Source organism: Fodinicola acaciae, from assembly GCF_010993745.1.
In the GTDB taxonomy this organism is placed as follows: Bacteria; Actinomycetota; Actinomycetes; order Mycobacteriales; family HKI-0501; genus Fodinicola; species Fodinicola acaciae.
Genome location: NZ_WOTN01000002.1, coordinates 36,821 through 57,157, shown reverse-complemented (window position 1 = coordinate 57,157; position 20,337 = coordinate 36,821). Strand labels below are relative to the sequence as shown.

Sequence of the window (20,337 nt, the reverse complement as noted above, 5' to 3'; positions counted from 1 at the left end):
TAACGGCTGGACGAGACGGTCCCGTCCGACGTACGCTGCGTCGGGACGCTACCGTATCGTTCAAACGTAGAGGTGACGCTGATGCAGGCTCGGGACATCGTCGAGAAGGCTCTGGAGTTGTTGCTGGCCAAAGACATGGCAGGATTCGCCGGACTGTGGGCGTCGGACGGCGTGCTGGAGTTTCCGTTCACGCCGGCCGGTTATCCGGCTCGGTTGACCGGCCGCGAGGCGGTACGCGACTACCTGCGCGACTATCCGGACCACGTCGACATCCGGGCTGTCACGGAGAAAACCCTGCACGAGACTACGGATCCCGATGTCGTCGTCGCCGAGTTCGCGGTGGACGGCGTGGCGGTGCGTACGCGACGGCCCTACCAGTTGCGCTACGTCGCGGTGGTCACCGTGCGGGACGGGGAGATCCGGCTCTACCGCGACTACTGGAATCCGGTTGCGGCGGCCGAGGCGCTCGGTGGCACGGGTTTTGCCAGCAATGGCTGACATCCTGGTCGTTGGCGCGACCGGCACCACCGGTCGCCGGGTCGCCGCGGGCCTGCGCGACCGAGGCGTACGGCCACGCCTGGCCAGCCGGCGTCCGCGCGATGGCCACGTGCGCTTCGCGTGGTCGGACCGGTCGACGTACGCCGCGGCGTTGCGCGGTGTCGACACGGTCTACCTGATCGCTCCGCCGGCCGAGTTGGACGCGGCCACGCTGGCTGCGGATTTCCTGTCCGCCGGCGATCTGCGCAGGGTCGTCGTACTCGGTTCGTCGGCGGTGCCCGACCTTGCCGGGGTTCCGGGTCTGGTCAAGGAAAAGGTGCCGGAGTGGGCAGTACTGCGGCCGTCCTGGTTCATGCAGAACTTCACCGGCGACCATCCGGTGGCGCGTGGGGTACGGGCCGGGGAGATCGTGACGGCCACCGGCGATGGCCGGCTGGGCTTTGTCGACGCCCGCGACATCGCGGCGGTCGCCGTACGCGCGTTGACCAGCGATGAGCCGCCCAACACCGAATATGTGCTGACTGGCCCGGAAACCCTGAGCTACGCGGACGCGGCGGCCATCATCGCTGCGGCGACCGGCCGTCCGGTGCGTCACCGGCCGGTCGGCGTGGCCGAGCTTGTCGACCTGTTGACCGCCGAGCTGCCGCCCGCGTACGCGCAGATGCTGGCCGCTCTCGACACCCGCATCCAGGCCGGTCACGAGGACTACGTCACGTCGACGATCGAACAGGTGACCGGCCGGCCGCCGCGAGATTTCCGTTCCTTCGTGGCAGAGGAGTTGCGATGAAACCGCTGTTGTTCGAGGACGACGCGCAGTTCTGGTTCGAGACGCTGCGAGTTTTCGGTCACGCCGCCTATGGCGGTGCCGACTTCGGCGAGGTGGTCACGACCGCGAGCCGGATCACCGCCGGCGACTACGACAGCTGGCACGACGCCTGGCTGGCGACCGCCGACCGGCTGGCCGCCGAAGCCCGGCGGTCCAGACCGGTCACCGCACGCGAGCTGAACATGCGTGCCTCGACCTACTATCGCTGCGCCGAGTTCTTCCTGCACGGCAACCCGGCCGACCCCCGAATCGCCAACGCCTACGACCGCAGCGTCGAGTGTTTTCGCTCCGCGACTGACGAATCCGTCCAGCCGGTGGAGATCCCCTATGAGGACACGGTTTTACGCGGCTACTTCTATCGCGCACCGGGGACGGAGTCCAAGCCGCTGCTGGTCATGCACAACGGTTTCGACGGTGCGGCCGAGGAGATGCATTTCTTCGGCGCCGCCGCGGCAGCCGAACGCGGCTGTCACGCTCTCACCTTCGACGGTCCGGGCCAGCCGTCCGCGATCCACCGCGGCGGACTGGTCTTTCGCCCGGACTGGGAGAACGTCGTCGGGCCGGTGCTCGACTTCGCCGTCGCTCAGCCCGGCGTCGACCCGGACCGCATCGCGCTCCTCGGCCTGAGCCTCGGCGGCATGCTCGCGCCACGCGCGGCGGCGTACGAGCCGCGGCTGGCCGCGGTGATCGCCGTGGACGGCGTGTACGACGCGGCGGCAGCGATCACCTCGATGCTGCCATTCAGCCGCGAGGAGCTCCTCCGGCGTACGCGCGCCGATTCCGATCCCGATCTCGACGCGATTTTCACCCGCGCCCGCAGCCAAAACCCGACGATCCGCTGGGCCATGGATCACGGTCGTTACGTCGTCGGCGCCGGCAGCGACCGCGAGTTCGTGGCGAAGTATCTCGACTATCACCTACGCGACGGCGTGGCCGAGCGGATCAGCTGCCCCGCGCTGGTATGCGCGGCCGCCGACGATCTTTTCTTCGCCGGTGACGAAAAAACAAAGGGGCAGCCGGAACTCCTGTACGAGCACCTCACCGGCCCGAAAACCATGATGTCGTTCACCGCCGAGGAAGGCGCCGACGCGCACTGCCACGTCGGCGCGCAACGGCTGGCGGCCGGCCGGATCTACGACTGGCTTGAGGCCACCCTTGCCTCCTGACGTTGTCGTTCGCTCGGCAACTCCTCAGCACCGCGCGGCCGATAACCGAGCCGGCCGCGGGTGGCGATGAGGAGTACGACCGCCGCTGCCGCGGACGCAATGAGCAGTGCGTGCAACGTTCCGTCGCCGATGCGGTCGAGCCCGGCGAACATCGACGGCCAGATTCCGGACAGAAACGTGTTGATGCTCGCGTGCAGCAACATGACCAGCGGCAGGCTTTCGTTGGTCCGGTTGAACACCCAGGTCATCGAGATGCTGAGGAGGGTGCCGGTGACGAGGAACTCGGCCACGTACAGCACGCTGACGTGCGGCCATCCTCCCCATTCGGTCAGGAAAAGCGGCAGATGCCAGCCGGCCCACAACGGCCCGAGGATGAGCGTGCCGGCCAGCGGACCGTACCGGTTCTGCAGCCGCGGCTGCGCGAAGTCGCGCCAGCCGGGTTCCTCGGCGACGCCGGTGGTGATCATCTGCAGTGCGAGGAACGGAAGATAGAAGGCGAGCACGTCGAGGCTCGGAAACCGTATAGCGCTCAACGCGCCGGGCAGCGGGAGAGTGGCAAGCAGCAACACGGCCGGTACGCCGACCAGGATCGCCGCATACCAGGGCCAGCCGACGCGCCACCGTACCAGCCGGCGCGCCCACACCCGCAGACCCGTCCTGCCGTCGGCGAGGACCGTCACCACGAATGCGGCGCAGATGGGACCGAGGTACGCGCCAGGCACCAGGCCGAGGAGCTGTCCGTCCCCGAGCAGCTCGGGAAACCGGAAGGGCAGCAGGCCCATGCCGTTCAACGACAGAACGTACGGAGCCCAGGCCAGCCAGCTCAACGCGTTGGTCAGGACGAAATAGCAGAGCAGCGGATGTCCGCGGACCAGTTTTCGCACCGCACAAGCAAACCGTGCGATGGTCACGCGGTCATGACGACCAGCCCCCAAAACCAGGTAGTGCCAGGCATACCTGTCCGAAGACATCCCCCGCGGGCCGAGGCGTACGGGCAGACTACTTGTCGGGGCACTCCGCCTCGGTCCAGGTCGCGATCAGATCGGCGCTGACGACCGTGAGCGCTCCGTCGAGGAAGCCGATCTCATGGCTGCATCCGTGCGGGTGCGGCAGTATCTCGTCCAGCGTGACGGCGCCGAAGCTGGTCCAGTCGGACTCACCGGTCGGGTCGAGGCTGAAGTTGTCGACGCCGACATAGCGGATGGTCAGATCTTCTTCGTGTTTCCAGCAGTTGTGCCGGAAACCGAGTCGCAACCAACGTTCGCCAGCGGTTTCCCCGTGCTCCAGCGTGTCGGGCTTGAGATCCTTGACGCATCGCTGGCCGGAGAAATCGTAATGATCTGGGTCGGCAGCGAATGCGCGCGCGCCCGGCGGAAGAGCGTCGACCAATCCCGGCAACAGATCCAGATATGCGTCCGGATCGAGGAAGTTGCCGGTCCCGGTCGCCGCCACCTTGACGTGCCTCATCCGCTGCCTGTCCTCCCTGGTTTCCGATCTAATGCGGCAGCGTATCGGTCCATTCACCGCTCATGATCGCTGTTCCGGATCCGTAGCTGTCGGTGAAGTCGTAGGACAGGACCACGTCCGAGGTGACCGGGTTGATCGAGATGACCAGCGGATCGGCTCCGGCACTCACCGCGATGCGTTTGCGGCCGCCGTTGTCCGGCAGCTGCCTCACATCGCGCATCTCGGCCAGCGCACGAAAGCCTGCCGCGCGTACGCCGGCAGGTGCCGGAAACCCGCAGACCAGCTCGGTCAACGTCAACACCAGCTGGCCGTCACTGCCGTTGTCGGCGGCGACCATCCGGTCGCGGAGCGCATCCGGCTCGGTCGGCAACCTAGCGATGTCGCCGATCCTGAGGCCGGGAAGCACCGACCAGCTCGCCGAGTCACGGCCACACGCCGTCACCGGCTTGGACATTTCCTGGCGTATCCAGCACGTGCCTGTCGTGGTCCACCAGATCTCGTCGGCGCTGGTGACGTACGAACCATGCCTGACCTCGTTCCTGCGGTGCCAGTACGTCGCCCTGTGCTGCGGCACCTTGCCGGCGGTGTTGGCCGCTTCGACCAGGACCTGTCTCGCGCTGGCGGCGGTCGTGTCGGCGCCGAGGGTGGCGATGCCGATCACGACGGCGACCGCCGCACCGGTCACCGCCGTACCGATCGGGACCCAGTGCCGGTGGCGGCGAGACGCCGGCGACATCGCGGCGACGAGCTTGCGGCGACCGCGACCGACGACCTCCGCGGACGGCTCCGGCTGCGCCAGCAGCGTGGCGATCTGGCTGTCATCCATGAAATGCCTCCCGGTCGAGAATGCGGCGCAGTTTTCCGCGTGCGCGGTTCAGTCGTGAGCCGACCGTGCCCGGTGCGACACCGAGCGCGGTGGCGATGTCCTCGTGGCTGAGCTGGCCGAGGGCGACCAGCAGGAGCACGTCCCGTTCGCCGGCGGTCAGCGTGGCAAGGGCGCGCGCCAACGCGGGCCGCATCCGCCGCGCCGCGACCGCGGTGACGACCTCGTCCTCGCAACTTCCGGCCGGCGGCTCGACGCCGGCGCGCGCCAACGCGCGAAAATGCCGTGCCTCCGCGCGGCGGTGGCGAGCGACCAGGTTGGTCGCGATGCCGTACAACCACGGTCGGACCTGGCCACGCGCGGCGTCGAACCGGCCACGTCGCCGGTAGGCGACCAGGAACGTCTCGGCCGCCACGTCCTCGGCCACCTGCGGTCCCAGCCGCGCCGCCACATACCGATAGACATCCCCGAAGTACCGGTCGAAGACGGCGGTGAAGTCGCCGAACCCGACGGCGCTCGCCGAGCGCACGTCGGCATCAGCCGTCATAACTGTCTCTTCCTCATCGGGAAACCTCCCTGCGGATCATCACCTGACACCGGCTCTTCGCCACAACGACCGATCGCTTTCCCATACGGCGTCTTGCCGGATTGCCGGACAATATGGCAATCTGAAGCGGTGATCACGGGCTTGGGCGCGAACATCCAGCGACAGAGCACGACCGAGCAGGCCACCGAGGTCGTACGGCAGGCGATCCTGTCCGGCCGGCTGCTGCCAGGCATGCCGCTGCGTGAGGTCGCGCTCGCCGCCGAGCTCGGCATCTCCCGCAGTACGCTGCGCGAGGCCGCGCGGATCCTGGAAAGCGAAGGCCTGGTCCGCTATCAGATGAACCGCGGCATCGTGGTCGCGGACGTCACCGGACCGGACGTCGCCGACATCTACGCGGCGCGCGCCGCCGTGGAGTTGGCCGCGGTCGACGCTCTCACCGAGCACCGCGACCCGGCGATCTACGCCAGCCTCGCCGACCTGGTCGACCAGATAGAACGCGCCTTCGACGATGGCGACACCAAAGCCGTACTAGACGCTGACCGGCTCTTCCACGCCACCTTGGTCGCAGCCACCGGCAGCCCCAGGCTGCGCCGCTTCCACGGACAGCTCCAGCAGGAGCAGCGTCTGGCTCTGGCGCTGTCCGAGCGCTCTCACCGTGAGCTCGGCCGTACGGCGGACGACCACCGCCAGCTCCTGGACGCGCTGCGCGGCAGCCCGGAGCAGGCCAGAGCGGAACTCACCGCGCATCTGCGAGCCGGTGCCGCCGAGCTGCGGCGGCTGCTCGACCTGCTCGCCAGGCGCAAGGAACTCGAAGACAAGGAGACACCTGATGGCTGACCACAGCTGGGACCTGATCACCGCACCGTGGCACCTCGACGAGCACATCCCCGCCTTTCCGGTCCCCGCCGGTGCGACCGAGATGACCTGGCCAGACCTTCCGGCCGGCCCGGTCCCCGTGCGGATGAACGTGCTGCACCAGGCGGTGGCCGACGCGGTGAGCCGGACCGCCAGACCGCTGGTGCTCTCCGGTGACTGTCCCACCGCGCGCGCGTCGGTCGCCGGACTACAACGCCGTCATCGCGACCTGGCCGTGGTGTGGCTGGACGCGCACGGCGACTTCAACACGCCAGCCATCTCGACCAGCGGCTACGTCGGCGGCATGGCGCTGTCGATGCTGACCGGCCGGACACCGGAGCTGTTCGGCGACGCGCTCAAGCTGCGGCCAGTGGCCGAGACCAACGTCGTGCTCGCCGACGCCAGAGACCTCGACCCGGCCGAACGCGACGCGCTGGCCGCCAGCCAGGTCCACCGCGTCACCGCCGACCCGGCCGCGATCACCGCCGCTCTGGACGGCCGTACGCCGGTCTACCTGCACCTGGACATCGACGTCGTCGACAGCTCGCAACTGTCCGACCTGCGCTTTCCAGCAGGCCCCGGACCGTCCCTCGCTCAGATCGAGGAATGCCTGGCCGCCGTCTGCGCCGCCGCCGACGTGGTCGGCGCCGGCATCGCCTGCGCCTGGTTGCCGGATCGCGTCGGCGATCAGGCCACGCGCGAGGCGATCGCTCGGCTGGTCAAGGCACTCGGCGCCGACCTGGCCTGGCCCGAACCCGCCAGCCGCTGACCCGTCCAGTCATCCCTGGTCGAAGCACAGGCAGAAGGGATGGCCGGCGGGGTCGAGCATCACCCGGACGTTCTCCTGCGGCTGTGACTCCGCCACCGTGGCACCTAAAGCGACCGCCTCGGCGGTGGCGGAGTCCAGGTCGCCGACCTGGAAGTCGAAGTGCATCATCGGCCGCTGCTCGCCGGCGACCGGCGGCCAGGCCGGTGCTCGATAACCCTCCGCCTGCTGGAACACGAAGTACGGCCCCCGCGGCGAGGCGGCGACGATGGCCGTTCCCGGCTCCTCGTGTCCGACGTGCCAGCCAAGCAGCTCGGCGTAGAACCTGGCCAGGCCGCCGGGGTCCGGCGCCTCGATCGCCGTCCCCCACCACATGTCACCGGTTCGCGATTTCATGCCAGCAGCCTGCACCACGGTCGCGATCCTGTCGTCACCTATCCCAGCATCGACACCTTGGACAGGTCCGCGCCGAGGTTCTTGAGACCGGCGTAGGTCAGCTTGTCCATCCATGCTCCGGCGAAGTCCACCGTACGAAACTGCCGGTTGCTCCACGTACGGAACGACACGTCGCGCAGGATCGCGCCGCGGAAGCTGACGCCTTTGAGCCCCGCATGGTCGAACTTCACGCCACTGAAGCTCACGCCGTCGAGGTTGTGGCCACTCAGATCCGCGTACGAGAAGTCCACGCCGACGAAGGTGCAGCCGGCGAAGACGGTGTGCCGCAGGTCGGTCTTGCGAAAGACCACGTCGGTCAGCGTCGCGTCGGCGAACTGTGCCTCGACCAGGCCGGACGCGGTGAAATCGGTGCGCACCAGGGTCGATCCGCGGAAGCTCGCGCGCGCCAGCTCCAGCTTGGTCAGCACCGCGTCAGTCAGGTCGGCGCCGTCGAAGCTCGCGTCCGCCAGGTCACTGCTGCGAAACGAGCTGCCGGTGAGGTCGGCGTGCGAGAAGTCCGAGCCGCGCAGCATGCTCGCGGCGAAGCTGCCGTTCCGTACGGTGACACCGGCGAAGTCCGTGCCGGCCAGGTCGTTGGCGTCGAAGCGGGTCGCGTTCATCTTTTCTCTCCTCAGTCGGTTGGTGTGCTGAGGAGACGATCGCGCGGCGCTCGAACACGGCGCTGACACGAGCCTGACACCGCTACGCCAACTCGCGTACGTCCCGAGCGGTCGTCAGGACGACCAGCGCCACCGCGGCGATGCCGGCTCCGACGACGCCGGCGTACGGATCGCGAAGGGTGACCGCGAAACCGAGAATCGCGGCGGCGGTGGCGCCGGCGGCGACCAGCACGGCCCAGAGGCCGAGGCGCAGCCGCAGCGGTCCCGGCGTACGGCCGTCGACGTCCGCGACCAGCCGGCACACCTGCAGGCCGCCGACGAGCAGCGCGAACCACCAACCGATGAGGACGAGCCCTCGTACGGGACCCGGCGGCACGTGCGGCGAGTTCGCGACGACGACCACCACCGCCGCGAGGCCGGCAGGTGGAACAAGGCGAGCGGCCGCGCGGCGGATGGTCGCGACCGTGAGCCGAGGCAGCGGCGCGATGGTGGCCAGGCCGACCAGCGCGACCACCTCGATGGCGCTCAGCTGCCACGCGTGCGTCAGCGTGGCCGGCAGCAGCGGGTCCTGTTCGAGTACGGCATGGCCGGCCAGCCAGGCCAGGAACATCATGGTCGCCGCGGCGGCGGTGGCGCGGCGACGCCGTTGCGCCGGTGTCGTCGCCGGCCAGAAAGCCGGATGCAGCCAGCTGTCGGCGATGCCGCGCAGCAGGTCCGGCAGCTGCCGCCAGTCGGCCTGGATGTCCCATCGCTCGCGCATCGGCCGCGGATAGAGCCAGACCAGCGCCTTGGTGACGTTCACGCCGGCTCGACGCGCAGGTTGCGCAGCCCGACGGCGGCGATCTTGGCCATCGCGCGCAGCTCGGCCTCGAGCACCTCGCGGCCGGCGGCGGTGAGCTTGACCGGATGCTGGCGGCCGGTGCCGTCCAGCGCCTCCACCAGGCCCTTGGCCTCCAGCCGGGTCAGCGCGCCGTAGAGGCTGCCGGGACCGAGCCGCTTGCCGGCGATCGCCTCGATGGCCGTGTTGATCGCGTATCCGTGCAACGGACCGTCCGCGAGTGCGCACAGCACCAGGATCTGAGCGTCGTTCATCTGCACACGCCGGAGTCTACTACGCGCCAAGTAGTACGCGGCGTGTACTATCACCGATCGTGAGAACACGTCTGGCTTTGTGGATCCCGCTCGTGACCGGGGTCGCCTTCACCGTTTTCGCTTTCCTGACGACCCAGGTGCGCGAGGTCCGCGCGCAAAGTCCGTGGCAGGACGACCCGTACGTCACGGTCGCCTCCTACACGGTCTTTTTGGTGCCAACATTGGTGATCCTGATCCTCATCAGGAGGTGGAGAGGGCCAAGGCGCACCTTCCAACTGCTGCGTGCCACGCAGCTGATGACCGTGTTGGTGGCGATCACGGTCGGCACGGACGCGATCGCCGTCGCCGTGAAGGCCGATCACGACCGGTGGGGCCCGCGTACGGTCGGCCAGGTCTGGATGCTGCTGGCGCTGGCCGTCGCCACGATCGTGAGCCTGGTGCTCATCGCCGTCGCATTGCGCGGCACCGAAGACGAGCCTGGCGACTGGTTGGACGACATCCCGGTTTTTCCCCGGTTCGTACGAGCAAACCTGCTTCTCGCCACGACTTTGCTGAGCCTGGCCGGCAGCATCGTCGTCATCGGCGCGTTGGCGATCGGCGAAGGCTGGACGCAACCGCTGATGGTGGCGTTCTTCGTCGTCGCGTACGCCGCCGGACTGTTCGCCTTCTGCCTGATCGCCAACTCCGTCATGCGAGTCGCGGCGTCTGAGCTCCGGCTGCCGGCGGCAGTTGTCGGGGCGCTGCTTGGGATCCAGGCGGCGATCGCCCTGCGTGACAGCATCTGGGTCGTCACTGGCCACGACGGACCGGTGACCAGCCTCGGCGTCCTGGCGGTCATGGCGATCGTGTCGGCGATCGTGTGCGCGGGCGTTGTCGAGGTCGTACGACGCATCAAGCTCGGCCGCGTCTGGCGGATCGTCCTGGCGGTGCCGCTGCTGCTGGTCGGATATCTGGCGGTGGTGGAAATCGCGGCCACACAACCGATTCGGCTGCCGGCGCCGACCGGCACGTACGCGGTCGGCCGGATGATGTTCGACTGGACCGACCAGTCCCGGCCGGATCCGCTCGGCCCGGCCGCACACCGCGATCTGTCCGTGTGGACCTGGTATCCGACGCGTGCACACGCGGCGCCGGGACCGTACGCACCAGGATTGTGGTCGGCGATGCACTTTCCGCCGCCGTTCGGCTTTCTCGAAGGCAGTTTCCTTGCCATGCAAGGACATTCCATCGACCGCGCAGCAATCGCGAGCGGCCGGTTTCCGCTGGTGGTGCTCGAACCAGGGATGGGTCTGTCGGCGCCGATGTTCGCCACCATCGCGGAAAACCTGGCCAGTCACGGATACGTCGTCGCCGGCGTCACACCGACCTACAGCGCCAACGTCACCGTCGTGCACGGCCGCGTACTCGGCTCCACAGCGGCCGGCAACCCCGACGATCCGTCCGAGCCCAACGGCACACGCGTCGTCAATGTGTGGGCCGCGGACGGAAAATTCGCCGCCGGGAAAGCCGCCGCGCGGTTCGCCGGTCACGTCGACGCCAGCCGTACGCTCTACATTGGACACTCCTTCGGCGGCGCCTCGGCGTTGCAGGAATGCCATCTGGACGCGCATTGTGGCGGCGCCATCGACCTCGACGGCACGCAGTTCGGATCGGTCGCACGCGACGGCGTACGCGCGCCGGTCATGATCGTCGGCAGCGACAACTCCTGCACCACCGGCACCTGTTCGTCGTCTGACACCGAAGAACAGCGAGAACGCCAGGTCGCGCAGACAATGCTGACAGCCAGTCCACATGCGTGGTGTTTCAGCATCGGCGGCACGCAACACTTCAATTTCACCGACTATGCGGCCTATTACCTCGCGCCGCCGCTCAACACGTTGATCCCGCTCGGACCGATCGACGGCGACCAGGGCCTGGTCATCACCAACCGGTATGTCGTCGCCTTCGCCGACCACGTGTCGCACGGCAGCGCGTTTCCGCCGGCCGCCGACCCGCGGGTGCGTACGCTGCACCAGCCGGTCACGTCGCCTCGGTGAGCGCCGCCAACACGGCCGCGACGGCAGGCGGATCAGGCGGATCACCGTACGTGGCGGCGTAGATCCGGCGCCGGAAGCCGGTCAGCTCGGTCGCGTGGATGTCCGGCCGGCGATGTGCCCGCAGCGCCAGGCCAGGCAGCGTCGCGACGCCGGCTCCGGCGGCGACCAGAGCCTGCACGACGACCATGTCATCGCTGTACGAGCCGATGCGCGGCGTGAAGCCCTCCTCCGCGCACACGGCGGCCAGCTCCTCGCGACAGCGTTCGCAACCGCCGATCCAGGCCGAATGCCGGTGGTTGGCGAGGCTGTCGTCCGGCTGCTGGCTGATCAGATAGATCGAGTCGCCGCCGACGTCGACGAGGCGGAAGCCCTCGTCTTGGACGGCGGCGTCCGCGTGCCGGAAGATCAGCGCGATATCGAGCTCGCCGCGTCGCAGCATCTCCAGCGACTCGACCGGATGACGGTCGTAGAGGCTCAGCTCAAGACCTGGATGCGCGGCGGCCAGCGTGGCCGCGGCCTTCGGCACGATGGTGCTGAGCGCGGACGCGTTGGCCGCCAGGCGTACGCGCCCGGACTGCAGGCCGGCCTGCGCCGCCAGCTCGTTGCTGGCCGCCTCGACCCGTCCGAGGATCTCGATCGCGCGGTTGGCCAGCAGCTGCCCCTCCGGCGTCAACCGGATGCCGCGGCTGACCCGCTGCACGAGCTTGACGCCGGTGGCCGCCTCCAGCCGGGACAGGTGATGGCTCACCGACGGCTGCGAATAGTGCAGCTCCTTGGCCGCCTCGGTCACCGATCCGTGCCGAGCGACCGCCGCCAGGACGCTGAGATGGACGAGGTTCAGCATGGATTCACAATATCAATAGATCATCGCCAAGTTTGGCATTAGACGTCATATCGCTTCTGCCTCATGCTGATTCGCACAGACCTCTCCGGCAGAAGGAAGACCCATGAACGCGCAGCTCTTCGCCACGTTCCTGCTCGCGGCCGTGATCCTGCAGCTCACGCCGGGCCCCGGAATGCTGTTCATCGTCGCGCAGGGGATGGCCGGCGGCATCCGCGCCGGACGAGCCGCCGCCTGCGGCACCGCGTCGGGGATGTTGGTGCACACCGCGGCCGTCTCGGTCGGCCTCGCGGCCGCGCTGCAGGCCATACCAGCGGCGATGCAGGTGCTGCGGCTGGCCGGCGCGGCCTACCTGTTGTGGCTGGCCGTACGGTCGTTCCGCGCGGCCACACCGCTCGTCGACGCCTCCGGCGCACCGGCGCGCGACCCGTTTGGCACCGTCTATCTGCGCGGCCTGATCAACAACCTGACCAATCCGAAGATCATGCTGTTCTATGTCGCGTTCCTGCCGCAGTTCGTCGACCCGAGCCTCGGCCGGCTGCCGCTGCAGCTGTTCCTGCTCGGCCTGACGATGCTGGCGCTCGGCCTCGCTGTCGACCTGACCGTCGGCGGCAGCGCCGGCCACGTCGGACGGTTTCTGCGCCGGCACGCCGCGGCGAACCGCTGGCTGAACCGGCTGGCCGGCGCGGTCTACGGCCTGCTGGCCGCGCTCCTGGTGGTCAGCGCCGCGGCCTGAGTCAGTGTGCTCGTTCGTGGCTTTCTTCCAGCGAAAGACCGCTCAGCCGGTCTTCGATGATCGACCAGAACCGCGTACAGGCCATCGGCTCGCTGGCCGGACACCGCCGACCGTGCTCGAGCGCCGACCGCGCCACCTCGATGCGGTGCTGCCGCTCGGCCAGCTCAGCCAGTTTCCGGTCGATCAGCTCCTGCCGGCTTTCCCGTTCGCCGGCAACGAAACTCTCGATCTCGGCAAGCGAGAAGCCGATCTCGCGAAAACACAGGATCAGGCCGACATCGCGGACGGCCGACTCGGCGTAACGGCGCCGTCCGGCATCGCGAGCGGCCGGACGCACCAGGCCAAGCTCGTCGTAATAGCGCAACGTGCTGGTCGGCACGCCGGTGCGCGCGGACAGCTCGCCGATCGACAGCGAGCCCTGGATGGCGGTCATTGACTTCAAGCGTACTTGAAGTGATTCGCTCGCCGGATGAGCATCGGACAGAAAGCGCTCGACCGTTTCATCCTGTGGTGGGGTCTGCACGGCGGCGTGGCGCAGTTTCACCGGCCGACCGGAGCCGGCGGCCATCTCGCCGGCTGGATCATGGGCCGGCGGCCGTCGAACGTGGCGCGCAACCACTGGGCCGTACGTCTCCTGGACGTTCAGCCGACCGACCGCGTGATCGAGTTTGGCTGCGGTCCCGGTGTGGCGATCGCCGCGCTCGCGGCCAAGGCGAGCTATGTGGTCGGCGTCGACCAGTCGCCGGTGATGATCGGCCAGGCCGGCCGACGCAACAAGGCGGCCGTACGCGCTGGCCGCGCACGTTTCATCCAGGCCTCGGTCCAAAAACTGTCCATCGACGACGAGCCGTTCGACATCGCGCTCGCGGTCAACACCCTCGGCATGTGGCCCGACCCGGTCGACCGGCTCCGTGAGATCTCGCGACTGTTGCGTCCTGGCGGACGTATCGCCATCGTGTCGCAACCGCGCTGTCAAGGCGCCACCGCGGCGACCTCGGCCGCGGCCGTCGACGAGCTGACCAGACAGCTGACGGATGCCGGTTTCCAGCACCAACGGACCGAAATGCTCGACCTCGATCCACCGGTGGCCTGCGTCATCGGCGCGCTGGAGCGCTAAACTCGCGCCATCGAGACAGCGAGGACCAGATGGATTTTCCGGCTGACATGGCGAAAACCGCCCTTCGCGCCTCGGTCGTGCCGGTTTCGGTCCACCTGCTCGCCGCCGGCGGGGTGGTGGCCTGGGCCGTCGCTCAGGTCACCGATCCCGCACAGCGGGGCGGTTGGGGTCCGATCGCGGCCGTCATGACCGTGATCTTCCTCGGGCTGCCGATCGTCGTCGCCAGCCTGATCGTCGCGCTGGTGCTGACCGCGGCCCTGGCGGCTCGGCTGCGGTCAGCGATCGCGATCGGCTCGCTGGCGACGGTCGCCGGGATGGCCGTCACCGCCGCGATCGTCGGCCTGCTGCACGTCATCAACCAGGGCTGACGCGCTACCAGGCGACCGGCAGCTCGTGTACGCCGTAGATGTTCATGTCCGTACGCAGCTTCACCTCGGCCGCCGGGACGGCCAGCCGGAGCGAGGGAAACCGGCGCAGCAGCCCGGCGAAACCGGCGCGCATCTCGATCCGCGCCAGCTGCTGGCCGAGGCACTGGTGTACGCCGTGGCCGAAGGACATGTGGCCGCGCGCCTGGCGATGAATGTCGAGCTTGTCGGCATCCGGGAAGCGCTGGGAGTCGTGGTTGGCGGCCAACAGCGAGACGACGACGGTCGACCCTTTCTGGATGACCTCGCCACCGACCTCGATGTCCTCGGTCGCGTACCGATAGAAGATGTCCGCGATGGCCAGATAGCGCAGCAGCTCCTCGACCGCACCGGGGATCAGCTCCGGGTCGGCGCGCAGCTCGGACAGCTGGTCAGGATGTTCCAGCAGCGCGAAGGTGCCCAGCCCCAGCATGTTGGCGGTGGTCTCGTGACCGGCCAGCAACAGCAGGAAGGCGGCGCCGGTCAACTCCTCGACGCTGAGGTCGTCATGGCCGGCCAGGTCGGACAGGATGTCCTCCTCCGGCTCCGCGCGCTTGCGGGTGACCAGCTCGGTCAGATACGTCATCAGCGCGCCGAGCGCGGCCATCTTCTTCTCCAGCGACTGGTCCCTGACCAGAAACTGCGCGGAGTTGGCCTGGAAGGTGTCCCGGTCCGCGTACGGCACGCCGAGCAGCTCGCAGATCACCAGCGACGGCACCGGCAGCGCGAACTCCCTGACCAGGTCGACCGGCGGGGTCAGGCCGGCCAGGTGGTCGAGCTGGCGCTCGGTGATCGCCAGGATCTGCTCCTCCAGCGTCTTCATCCGTTTGACGGTGAACGCGCCGGTGAGCCGCTTGCGCAGCCGGCTGTGGTCCGGCGGGTCCATCGCGATGAACACGCCCGGCATCGGCGGCGACGGCTCGGTCGCCACCGGCATGCCGGGGATCTCGTACGGCACGTGCATGACACCGAGGTCCTGGCGCGAGCTGAAGCGGGTGTCGGCCATCACCTGGCGCACCGCGTCGTAGCCGGTGACGAGCCAACCCTGGTGGCCGTCCGGGAAGATCATCGGGCTGACCGGCCGGCCCTCGCGCAGCAGACTGACCTGGCGGGGCGGATCGAAGGGACTGACGTCGCGGTCCATCGGGAGACCGTGCGGGACGGAGACCTGACTCATCGTTTTTCCTCTCGTGGCGGTTCGTCGCGGTCACCCTCGCCGAGCGCGCTGACACAGGCCTGACACGGCTCGGACACCGGCATTTCCGGTCAAAGAGCGATGCGGGTCGCGCGTGGCAAAATCGGCCACGTGCAGATCCGGATGCTTGGTTCGTTCGAGGTTCGTACGGACGACGGCGTCCTCGCCGACGTGCCTGGCGCGCGGCTGCGCGGCCTGCTCGTCGCGCTCGCGCTCGATCCGGGACACGTCGTCTCGAAGACCACGCTGGTCGACTGGATCTGGGGTGAGCAGCCGCCGGCCGACGCGGCCAACGCCCTGCAGCGCCTGGTGTCCCGGCTGCGCAAGGCATTGCCGGACGGCGTGGTCGACGGCCAGCCAAACGGCTATCGGCTGGCCGTCGAGCCGGACGCGGTCGACGCCGTACGGTTCGAGCGCCTGGTCAGCCAGGCACGCGACGGCGCCGATCCATTGCGGCTGCAACGGCTGCGCGATGCCCTCGCGTTGTGGCGCGGCGCGGCCATGCAGGACGTCGGCCTGACCGAAAGCGAGGCCTTCGACGCGGCCGTGACGCGGCTGGAAAGCCTCCGGCTGACCGCGATGGAGGACCGGTTCGACGCAGAGATCGGTCTCGGCAACAGCGCGCGGCTGGTCACCGAGCTGACCGATGTGGTCGCCGCGCATCCGGCCCGCGAGCGGCTGGTCGCCGCGTTGATGCGTGCGCTCGTCGCGACCGGCCGCGACGCCGAGGCACTGCAGGTTTACGAGCGTACGCGGGAAAAACTGGCCGACGACCTCGGCGTCGACCCGTCGCAGGAGCTGTCCGCGCTGCACGTCGCCCTGTTGCGCGGCGAGCTGGGTCGGCCGGACGGCGTACCGAAGACCAACCTGCGCGCCGAGCTGACCAGCTTCGTCGGCAAGGACGCCGATCTTGCGGCCGTACGCGAGCTGGTCGCCGGCCACCGGCTCACCACGCTGATCGGTCCGGGCGGCTCCGGAAAGACGCGGCTGGCCACCGAGACCGCGCGTACGCTGCTCGGCGACCTGCCGGACGGGGCCTGGCTGGTCGAGCTGGCCGCCATCGGCGCCGACGGTGACGTGGCGCAGGCGGCGCTCGACGCGCTCAGGCTGCGAGACGCCCTGCTTGGTGACGTGACGGACGCGGAGCCGGTCGACCGCTTCATCGCCGCCGCCCGCGAACGCACGATGGTGCTGGTCCTGGACAACTGCGAGCACGTGATCGAGTCGGCGGCGACGTTCGCGCACCGCGTGCTCGGCGAGTGCCAGCGGCTGCGGATCCTCGCGACCAGCCGCGAGCCGCTCGGCATCACCGGCGAGGCATTGTGGCAGGTCGCGCCGCTGGTCCTGCCGTCCGAGCGGGCCGATCCGAGCGAGATCGAGGCCGCGCCGGCCGTACGGCTGCTGCGCGACCGGGCCACCGCCGTACGCGGCGACCTCGCCACCGATGCCGGCACGCTGGCGACCATGGCGCGGATCTGCCAGGCGCTGGACGGCATGCCGCTGGCCATCGAGCTGGCCGCGGCCCGGCTGCGGACGATCTCGCTCGACCAGCTCGCCAACCGGCTGGACGACCGGTTCCGGCTGCTCACCGGCGGCAGCCGTACGGCATTGCCGCGCCACCGGACGCTGCGCGCGGTGATCGACTGGAGCTGGGAACTGCTCACCGACGCCGAGCGCGTGGTGCTGCGCCGGCTGTCGGTCTTCGCCGGTGGCGCGAGCCTGGAAGCGGCGGAACGCGTCTGTGCCACCGGCGACGTGCTCGAACTGCTGACCGCGCTGGCCGAGAAGTCACTGGTGGTCACCTACGGCGACAGCGCGCCGCGCTATCGGATGCTCGGCACGATCAAGGAGTACGCGCAGCAGCGGCTGGCCGAGGCCGGCGAGTCGGAGTCGGCTCGCCGCGCGCACCTCGCGTACGTCACCGAGCTGGCCAACACCGCCGAGCCGCACCTGCGGCGCGCCGAGCAGCTGGACTGGCTCGCCGTGCTGGAGGCCGAGCACGACAACATCGGCGCCGCGATGCGTGGCGCGATCGCCGGCGGCGACGCCGATGGTGCGATGCGGCTGGCCGCTGCGGCCGGCTGGTACTGGTGGCTCGGCGGTCACAAGGCCGAAGGCAACGAGCTGATCATGGCGGCCGTCGCGCTGCCCGGCGAGGTTGGCGACGAGGTCAAGGCGCTGGTCTATGGGTACGTCGTCATGCTGGTGACCTCGGGCCGCAGCGACCAGTTTTCCGGCGCGGACTGGATCCGCCGGGCGTACGACGTCGGCCGGCGCGTCGACCAGCGGCTCCATCCGGCGCTCGGGTTCATCGCCTGGCTGCATCGGATGGTGGAGACACCGGAGGGCGGCGAGGCGGTGTTCGAGCCGCTGCTCACCGACGAAGACCCGTGGGTCCGCGCGCTGGGGCGGCTGCAGCTGGGCAAGGCGCAGATCATGACCGGCGACACCGAGAACGACGCGGCCGGCAACCTGGAGCGGTCGCTCGCCGAGTTTCGCGAGATCGGCGACCGGTGGGGGATCGCGTTCGCGTTCACCGAGCTGGCCGACTGCATAGCCACGCGCGGTGACTTCGCCGGTGCGTGTGCGCGCTATGAGCAGGCGATCGCGATCGTCGTCGAGGTCGGTGCCATCGAGGATGTCGTACGCATGCGGTCACGGCAGGCCGAGCTGCACTGGTTGTCCGGTGACGAGGAGTCCAGCGCCGCCGCGATGGCGGAGGCACAGCGCGTCGCCGAACGGGTCGCGTGGCCGGAGGCCTTGGCCGAGCTGGCGCTGGCGAAAGCCGGCATCGCGCGCTGGAGTGGCGACGCCGAGCAGGCACGCCAGCATCTGCGGGCTGCGACGGAGATGCTCGGCAAGGACGCCGAGCGCGCCAACGTACGCGCCGTGACGCACACGTTGCTCGGCTATCTCGCGGAAAACCTGGACGACGCACGCGACCATCACGCCGCGGCCTTGGCGGCGGTGTCCGAGCTGCCGATCGCCCCGCTGCTCTCGGCCGTGCTCACCGGCATCGCGGATTTGGCGCTGCGCCAGGAAAACTACGAGCAAGCGGCGCGGCTGCTCGCGGCGAGCACGGCCGTACGCGGCCTGCCGGACCACTCGCAACCAGATGCGGCACGGATCGAGCGGACAGCGCGGCGCCACCTCGGTGACGCGACATTCACCGAGGTGGCGCGGGAGTCGCCGGAAAACTGGCGCGAGCTGGCCGCGGTCACACTCGCCGGTTGAACTTCCACATCGCCCACACGTAACCGACGAGGCCGATTCCCACGCACCAGGCGATCGCGGCAATCGTGGAGCCGATTGGCGGTGTGCCGTGGAAAAGTCCGCGTACGGTCTCAATGATCGGCGTGAACGGCTGGTATTCGGCGAATTCCCGGACGACCGGCCCCATTTTCTCCGCCGGGATGATCGCGCTGCTGAAAAACGGCAGCATGATCAGCGGTACGGCGGCGAATCCGGCCGACTCCGGGGTTTTCGCGGCCAGGCCGCAGGCGATGGTCAGCCAGGTGACCGCGACCACGGCGAGCACGAGAATGCCGCACACCGCAAGCCATTGCCCGAAGCTCGCCGACGGACGGAAACCCATCAGGAAAGCGACTCCGACGATGGCCGCCATGCCGATGACCGTACGCAGCACCGTCGCGACGACATGGCCGGTCAGCACCGCGCCACGCGACACGTCCATGACCCGGAACCGGTTGATGATCCCCTTTGTCATGTCGGAGTTCACCGCGGTCGCCGTCGCGCCCATGCCGTAACAGATGGCCAGCATGACCATGCCCGGCGTCGCGTAGTCGACGTAGTCGCCGCCGACGCTGAAGCCGCCGCCGAGCACGTACACGAACATGAACATCATCACGATCGGAAACAGGATCGCGTTGAACAGCACGACCGGGCTGCGCATGGTGTGCCGGAAATTGCGCCGCAACATGATCGCCGAATCGGTGAGAGAAGTCATTTCGCCACTGCCTTCGTGCTCGAATGTCCAGTCAGGGAAAGGAAAACGTCGTCCAGGTCCGGTGTGTGTACGGAAAACTCGGCGACCTCGATGGCGTACTCGTCGAGCCGGTCCAGCACCGCCCGCAACGACTTCACGTCGGCGTCGCTCGGCACCCGGAGCACCAGGTTTTCCCGGTCCGGCGTCGCATCGGTCAGCACGCGTACGGCCGCGTCCAGCCGCGCGCTCTCGGCGAACCGCAGCCGCACGTGGCTGCCGGGGATCCGCCGCTTGAGCTGCTCCGGCGTGCCTTCGGCGACCAGCCGTCCCTGGTCGAGCACCGCGATCCGATCGGCCAACTGGTCGGCCTCCTCCAGATACTGCGTGGTGAGGAAGATCGTCATGCCATCGGCCACCAGCTCACGCACGATGTCCCACATCGTCCGCCGGCTACGCGGATCCAGGCCGGTGGTCGGCTCGTCCAGGAAGACGATCCGCGGCCGGCCGACCAGCGTCATCGCGAGGTCGAGCTTGCGCCGCATGCCGCCGGAGTACGTCGCCGCCATCTTGCGCGCTGCGTCGGTCAGGTCGAAGCGGTCCAGCAGCTGCTCGACGACGCGTCTGCCTTCGCGGCCACCGAGGTGCTGCAGATCGGCCATCAGCCGCAGGTTTTCCTCGCCGGTCAACAGGTCGTCCACCGACGCGAACTGCCCGGTGACACCGATCGCCGCGCGTACGGCCTTCGTCTCGGACGCGAGGTCGTGCCCGGCGACGCGTACGGTCCCGCCGTCCGGCCTCACCAGCGTGGTCAGCACGTTGACCGTGGTCGTCTTGCCGGCTCCGTTGGGACCGAGCAGCGAGAAGACCGTCCCCGCGGACACGTTGAGATCGATGCCGTCCAGCACGACCTTGTCCTGATAGGCCTTCCGCAGTCCGGAGGCCGTGATCGCCACGTTCGTCATGGCGA

Annotated in this window: 23 protein-coding genes; 10 read left to right on the top strand and 13 right to left on the bottom strand. The window is 69.0% G+C overall.

The window, feature by feature from the left end:
* Nucleotides 1-81 precede the first annotated feature (81 nt).
* The 3 genes from GNX95_RS15465 to GNX95_RS15455 are packed head-to-tail and all read left to right on the top strand — an operon-like array spanning nucleotide 82 to nucleotide 2,490.
* Entirely contained in the window at nucleotides 82-498 is a 417-nt protein-coding gene (locus GNX95_RS15465) for a nuclear transport factor 2 family protein (RefSeq protein ID WP_163508131.1), read from the top strand.
* On the top strand, nucleotides 491-1,285 hold the full coding sequence (locus tag GNX95_RS15460; RefSeq protein WP_163508130.1) for a Rossmann-fold NAD(P)-binding domain-containing protein: 795 nt from the start codon (nucleotides 491-493) through the stop codon (nucleotides 1,283-1,285). The genes GNX95_RS15465 and GNX95_RS15460 overlap by 8 nt, the downstream gene beginning before the upstream one ends.
* Complete coding sequence (locus tag GNX95_RS15455) at nucleotides 1,282-2,490, top strand: alpha/beta hydrolase family protein (protein WP_163508129.1); 1,209 nt, start codon at nucleotides 1,282-1,284, stop codon at nucleotides 2,488-2,490. Before GNX95_RS15460 ends, GNX95_RS15455 begins: the two co-directional genes overlap by 4 nt.
* Here GNX95_RS15455 and GNX95_RS15450 read toward each other — a convergent pair.
* The 4 genes from GNX95_RS15450 to GNX95_RS15435 form a co-directional block, all read right to left on the bottom strand.
* Nucleotides 2,457-3,374, bottom strand: coding sequence for a CPBP family intramembrane glutamic endopeptidase (locus GNX95_RS15450; RefSeq protein WP_222853687.1), 918 nt, complete (start codon nucleotides 3,372-3,374; stop codon nucleotides 2,457-2,459). The genes GNX95_RS15455 and GNX95_RS15450 overlap by 34 nt on opposite strands.
* A 115-nt stretch (nucleotides 3,375-3,489) precedes the next feature.
* Complete coding sequence (locus tag GNX95_RS15445) at nucleotides 3,490-3,957, bottom strand: hypothetical protein (protein ID WP_163508127.1); 468 nt, start codon at nucleotides 3,955-3,957, stop codon at nucleotides 3,490-3,492.
* Between the two features lie 28 nt (nucleotides 3,958-3,985).
* Nucleotides 3,986-4,783, bottom strand: a complete 798-nt coding sequence (locus tag GNX95_RS15440) for a hypothetical protein (RefSeq protein WP_163508126.1) — start codon at nucleotides 4,781-4,783, stop codon at nucleotides 3,986-3,988.
* Entirely contained in the window at nucleotides 4,776-5,327 is a 552-nt protein-coding gene (locus GNX95_RS15435) for an RNA polymerase sigma factor (protein WP_163508125.1), read from the bottom strand. Before GNX95_RS15435 ends, GNX95_RS15440 begins: the two co-directional genes overlap by 8 nt.
* Nucleotides 5,328-5,456: 129 nt before the next feature.
* Here GNX95_RS15435 and GNX95_RS15430 point away from each other — a divergent pair, with 129 nt between their 5' ends.
* Both GNX95_RS15430 and GNX95_RS15425 read left to right on the top strand, forming a co-directional pair.
* Nucleotides 5,457-6,164, top strand: a complete 708-nt coding sequence (locus GNX95_RS15430) for a GntR family transcriptional regulator (protein ID WP_163508124.1) — start codon at nucleotides 5,457-5,459, stop codon at nucleotides 6,162-6,164.
* Complete coding sequence (locus GNX95_RS15425; RefSeq protein WP_163508123.1) at nucleotides 6,157-6,951, top strand: arginase family protein; 795 nt, start codon at nucleotides 6,157-6,159, stop codon at nucleotides 6,949-6,951. Before GNX95_RS15430 ends, GNX95_RS15425 begins: the two co-directional genes overlap by 8 nt.
* A 9-nt stretch (nucleotides 6,952-6,960) precedes the next feature.
* On the opposite strand, the gene GNX95_RS15420 is transcribed toward GNX95_RS15425, so the two are convergent.
* From GNX95_RS15420 to GNX95_RS15405, 4 genes are all read right to left on the bottom strand, one after another.
* Nucleotides 6,961-7,344 carry a VOC family protein gene (locus GNX95_RS15420; protein WP_222853686.1) on the bottom strand — a complete coding sequence of 128 codons (384 nt, stop codon included), beginning with the start codon at nucleotides 7,342-7,344 and terminating at the stop codon, nucleotides 6,961-6,963.
* Between the two features lie 38 nt (nucleotides 7,345-7,382).
* Complete coding sequence (locus GNX95_RS15415; protein ID WP_163508122.1) at nucleotides 7,383-8,003, bottom strand: pentapeptide repeat-containing protein; 621 nt, start codon at nucleotides 8,001-8,003, stop codon at nucleotides 7,383-7,385.
* Between the two features lie 82 nt (nucleotides 8,004-8,085).
* On the bottom strand, nucleotides 8,086-8,805 hold the full coding sequence (locus GNX95_RS15410; RefSeq protein ID WP_163508121.1) for a hypothetical protein: 720 nt from the start codon (nucleotides 8,803-8,805) through the stop codon (nucleotides 8,086-8,088).
* Nucleotides 8,802-9,095 carry a PadR family transcriptional regulator gene (locus tag GNX95_RS15405; protein ID WP_222853685.1) on the bottom strand — a complete coding sequence of 98 codons (294 nt, stop codon included), beginning with the start codon at nucleotides 9,093-9,095 and terminating at the stop codon, nucleotides 8,802-8,804. The genes GNX95_RS15410 and GNX95_RS15405 overlap by 4 nt, the downstream gene beginning before the upstream one ends.
* A 59-nt stretch (nucleotides 9,096-9,154) precedes the next feature.
* On the opposite strand from GNX95_RS15405, the gene GNX95_RS15400 reads away from it, so the two are divergent.
* On the top strand, nucleotides 9,155-11,131 hold the full coding sequence (locus tag GNX95_RS15400; protein ID WP_163508119.1) for an alpha/beta hydrolase: 1,977 nt from the start codon (nucleotides 9,155-9,157) through the stop codon (nucleotides 11,129-11,131).
* On the opposite strand, the gene GNX95_RS15395 is transcribed toward GNX95_RS15400, so the two are convergent.
* A complete protein-coding gene (locus tag GNX95_RS15395) occupies nucleotides 11,115-11,975 on the bottom strand; it encodes a LysR family transcriptional regulator (protein ID WP_163508118.1) in 861 nt (286 codons plus the stop codon). The two genes, GNX95_RS15400 and GNX95_RS15395, sit on opposite strands and share 17 nt — an antisense overlap.
* Nucleotides 11,976-12,078: 103 nt before the next feature.
* On the opposite strand from GNX95_RS15395, the gene GNX95_RS15390 reads away from it, so the two are divergent.
* Nucleotides 12,079-12,708 carry a LysE family translocator gene (locus GNX95_RS15390; RefSeq protein ID WP_163508117.1) on the top strand — a complete coding sequence of 210 codons (630 nt, stop codon included), beginning with the start codon at nucleotides 12,079-12,081 and terminating at the stop codon, nucleotides 12,706-12,708.
* A 1-nt stretch (nucleotide 12,709) separates the two neighbouring features.
* On the opposite strand, the gene GNX95_RS15385 is transcribed toward GNX95_RS15390, so the two are convergent.
* Nucleotides 12,710-13,141: a MerR family transcriptional regulator gene (locus tag GNX95_RS15385; RefSeq protein WP_163508116.1), complete on the bottom strand. Its 432-nt coding sequence runs from the start codon at nucleotides 13,139-13,141 to the stop codon at nucleotides 12,710-12,712.
* Nucleotides 13,142-13,177: 36 nt separating this feature from the next.
* Between GNX95_RS15385 and GNX95_RS15380 the strand changes: the two genes are divergently transcribed.
* Together GNX95_RS15380 and GNX95_RS15375 are read left to right on the top strand one after the other, a co-directional pair.
* Complete coding sequence (locus GNX95_RS15380) at nucleotides 13,178-13,825, top strand: class I SAM-dependent methyltransferase (protein ID WP_163508115.1); 648 nt, start codon at nucleotides 13,178-13,180, stop codon at nucleotides 13,823-13,825.
* Nucleotides 13,826-13,854: 29 nt separating this feature from the next.
* Nucleotides 13,855-14,193, top strand: coding sequence for a hypothetical protein (locus GNX95_RS15375; protein ID WP_163508114.1), 339 nt, complete (start codon nucleotides 13,855-13,857; stop codon nucleotides 14,191-14,193).
* Between the two features lie 4 nt (nucleotides 14,194-14,197).
* Here GNX95_RS15375 and GNX95_RS15370 read toward each other — a convergent pair whose 3' ends face one another.
* The gene (locus GNX95_RS15370; RefSeq protein WP_425483898.1) at nucleotides 14,198-15,373 is read right to left on the bottom strand and encodes a cytochrome P450; all 1,176 of its coding nucleotides are present in this window, start codon (nucleotides 15,371-15,373) and stop codon (nucleotides 14,198-14,200) included.
* Nucleotides 15,374-15,505: 132 nt separating this feature from the next.
* Between GNX95_RS15370 and GNX95_RS15365 the strand changes: the two genes are divergently transcribed.
* Complete coding sequence (locus GNX95_RS15365) at nucleotides 15,506-18,658, top strand: ATP-binding protein (protein WP_222853684.1); 3,153 nt, start codon at nucleotides 15,506-15,508, stop codon at nucleotides 18,656-18,658.
* On the opposite strand, the gene GNX95_RS15360 is transcribed toward GNX95_RS15365, so the two are convergent.
* Both GNX95_RS15360 and GNX95_RS15355 read right to left on the bottom strand, forming a co-directional pair.
* Nucleotides 18,642-19,391 (bottom strand): ABC transporter permease, encoded by a 750-nt coding sequence (locus GNX95_RS15360; protein WP_163508112.1) that lies wholly within the window; start codon nucleotides 19,389-19,391, stop codon nucleotides 18,642-18,644. The two genes, GNX95_RS15365 and GNX95_RS15360, sit on opposite strands and share 17 nt — an antisense overlap.
* Nucleotides 19,388-20,332: an ATP-binding cassette domain-containing protein gene (locus GNX95_RS15355; RefSeq protein ID WP_163508111.1), complete on the bottom strand. Its 945-nt coding sequence runs from the start codon at nucleotides 20,330-20,332 to the stop codon at nucleotides 19,388-19,390. The genes GNX95_RS15360 and GNX95_RS15355 overlap by 4 nt, the downstream gene beginning before the upstream one ends.
* Between the last annotated feature and the right edge of the window lie 5 nt (nucleotides 20,333-20,337).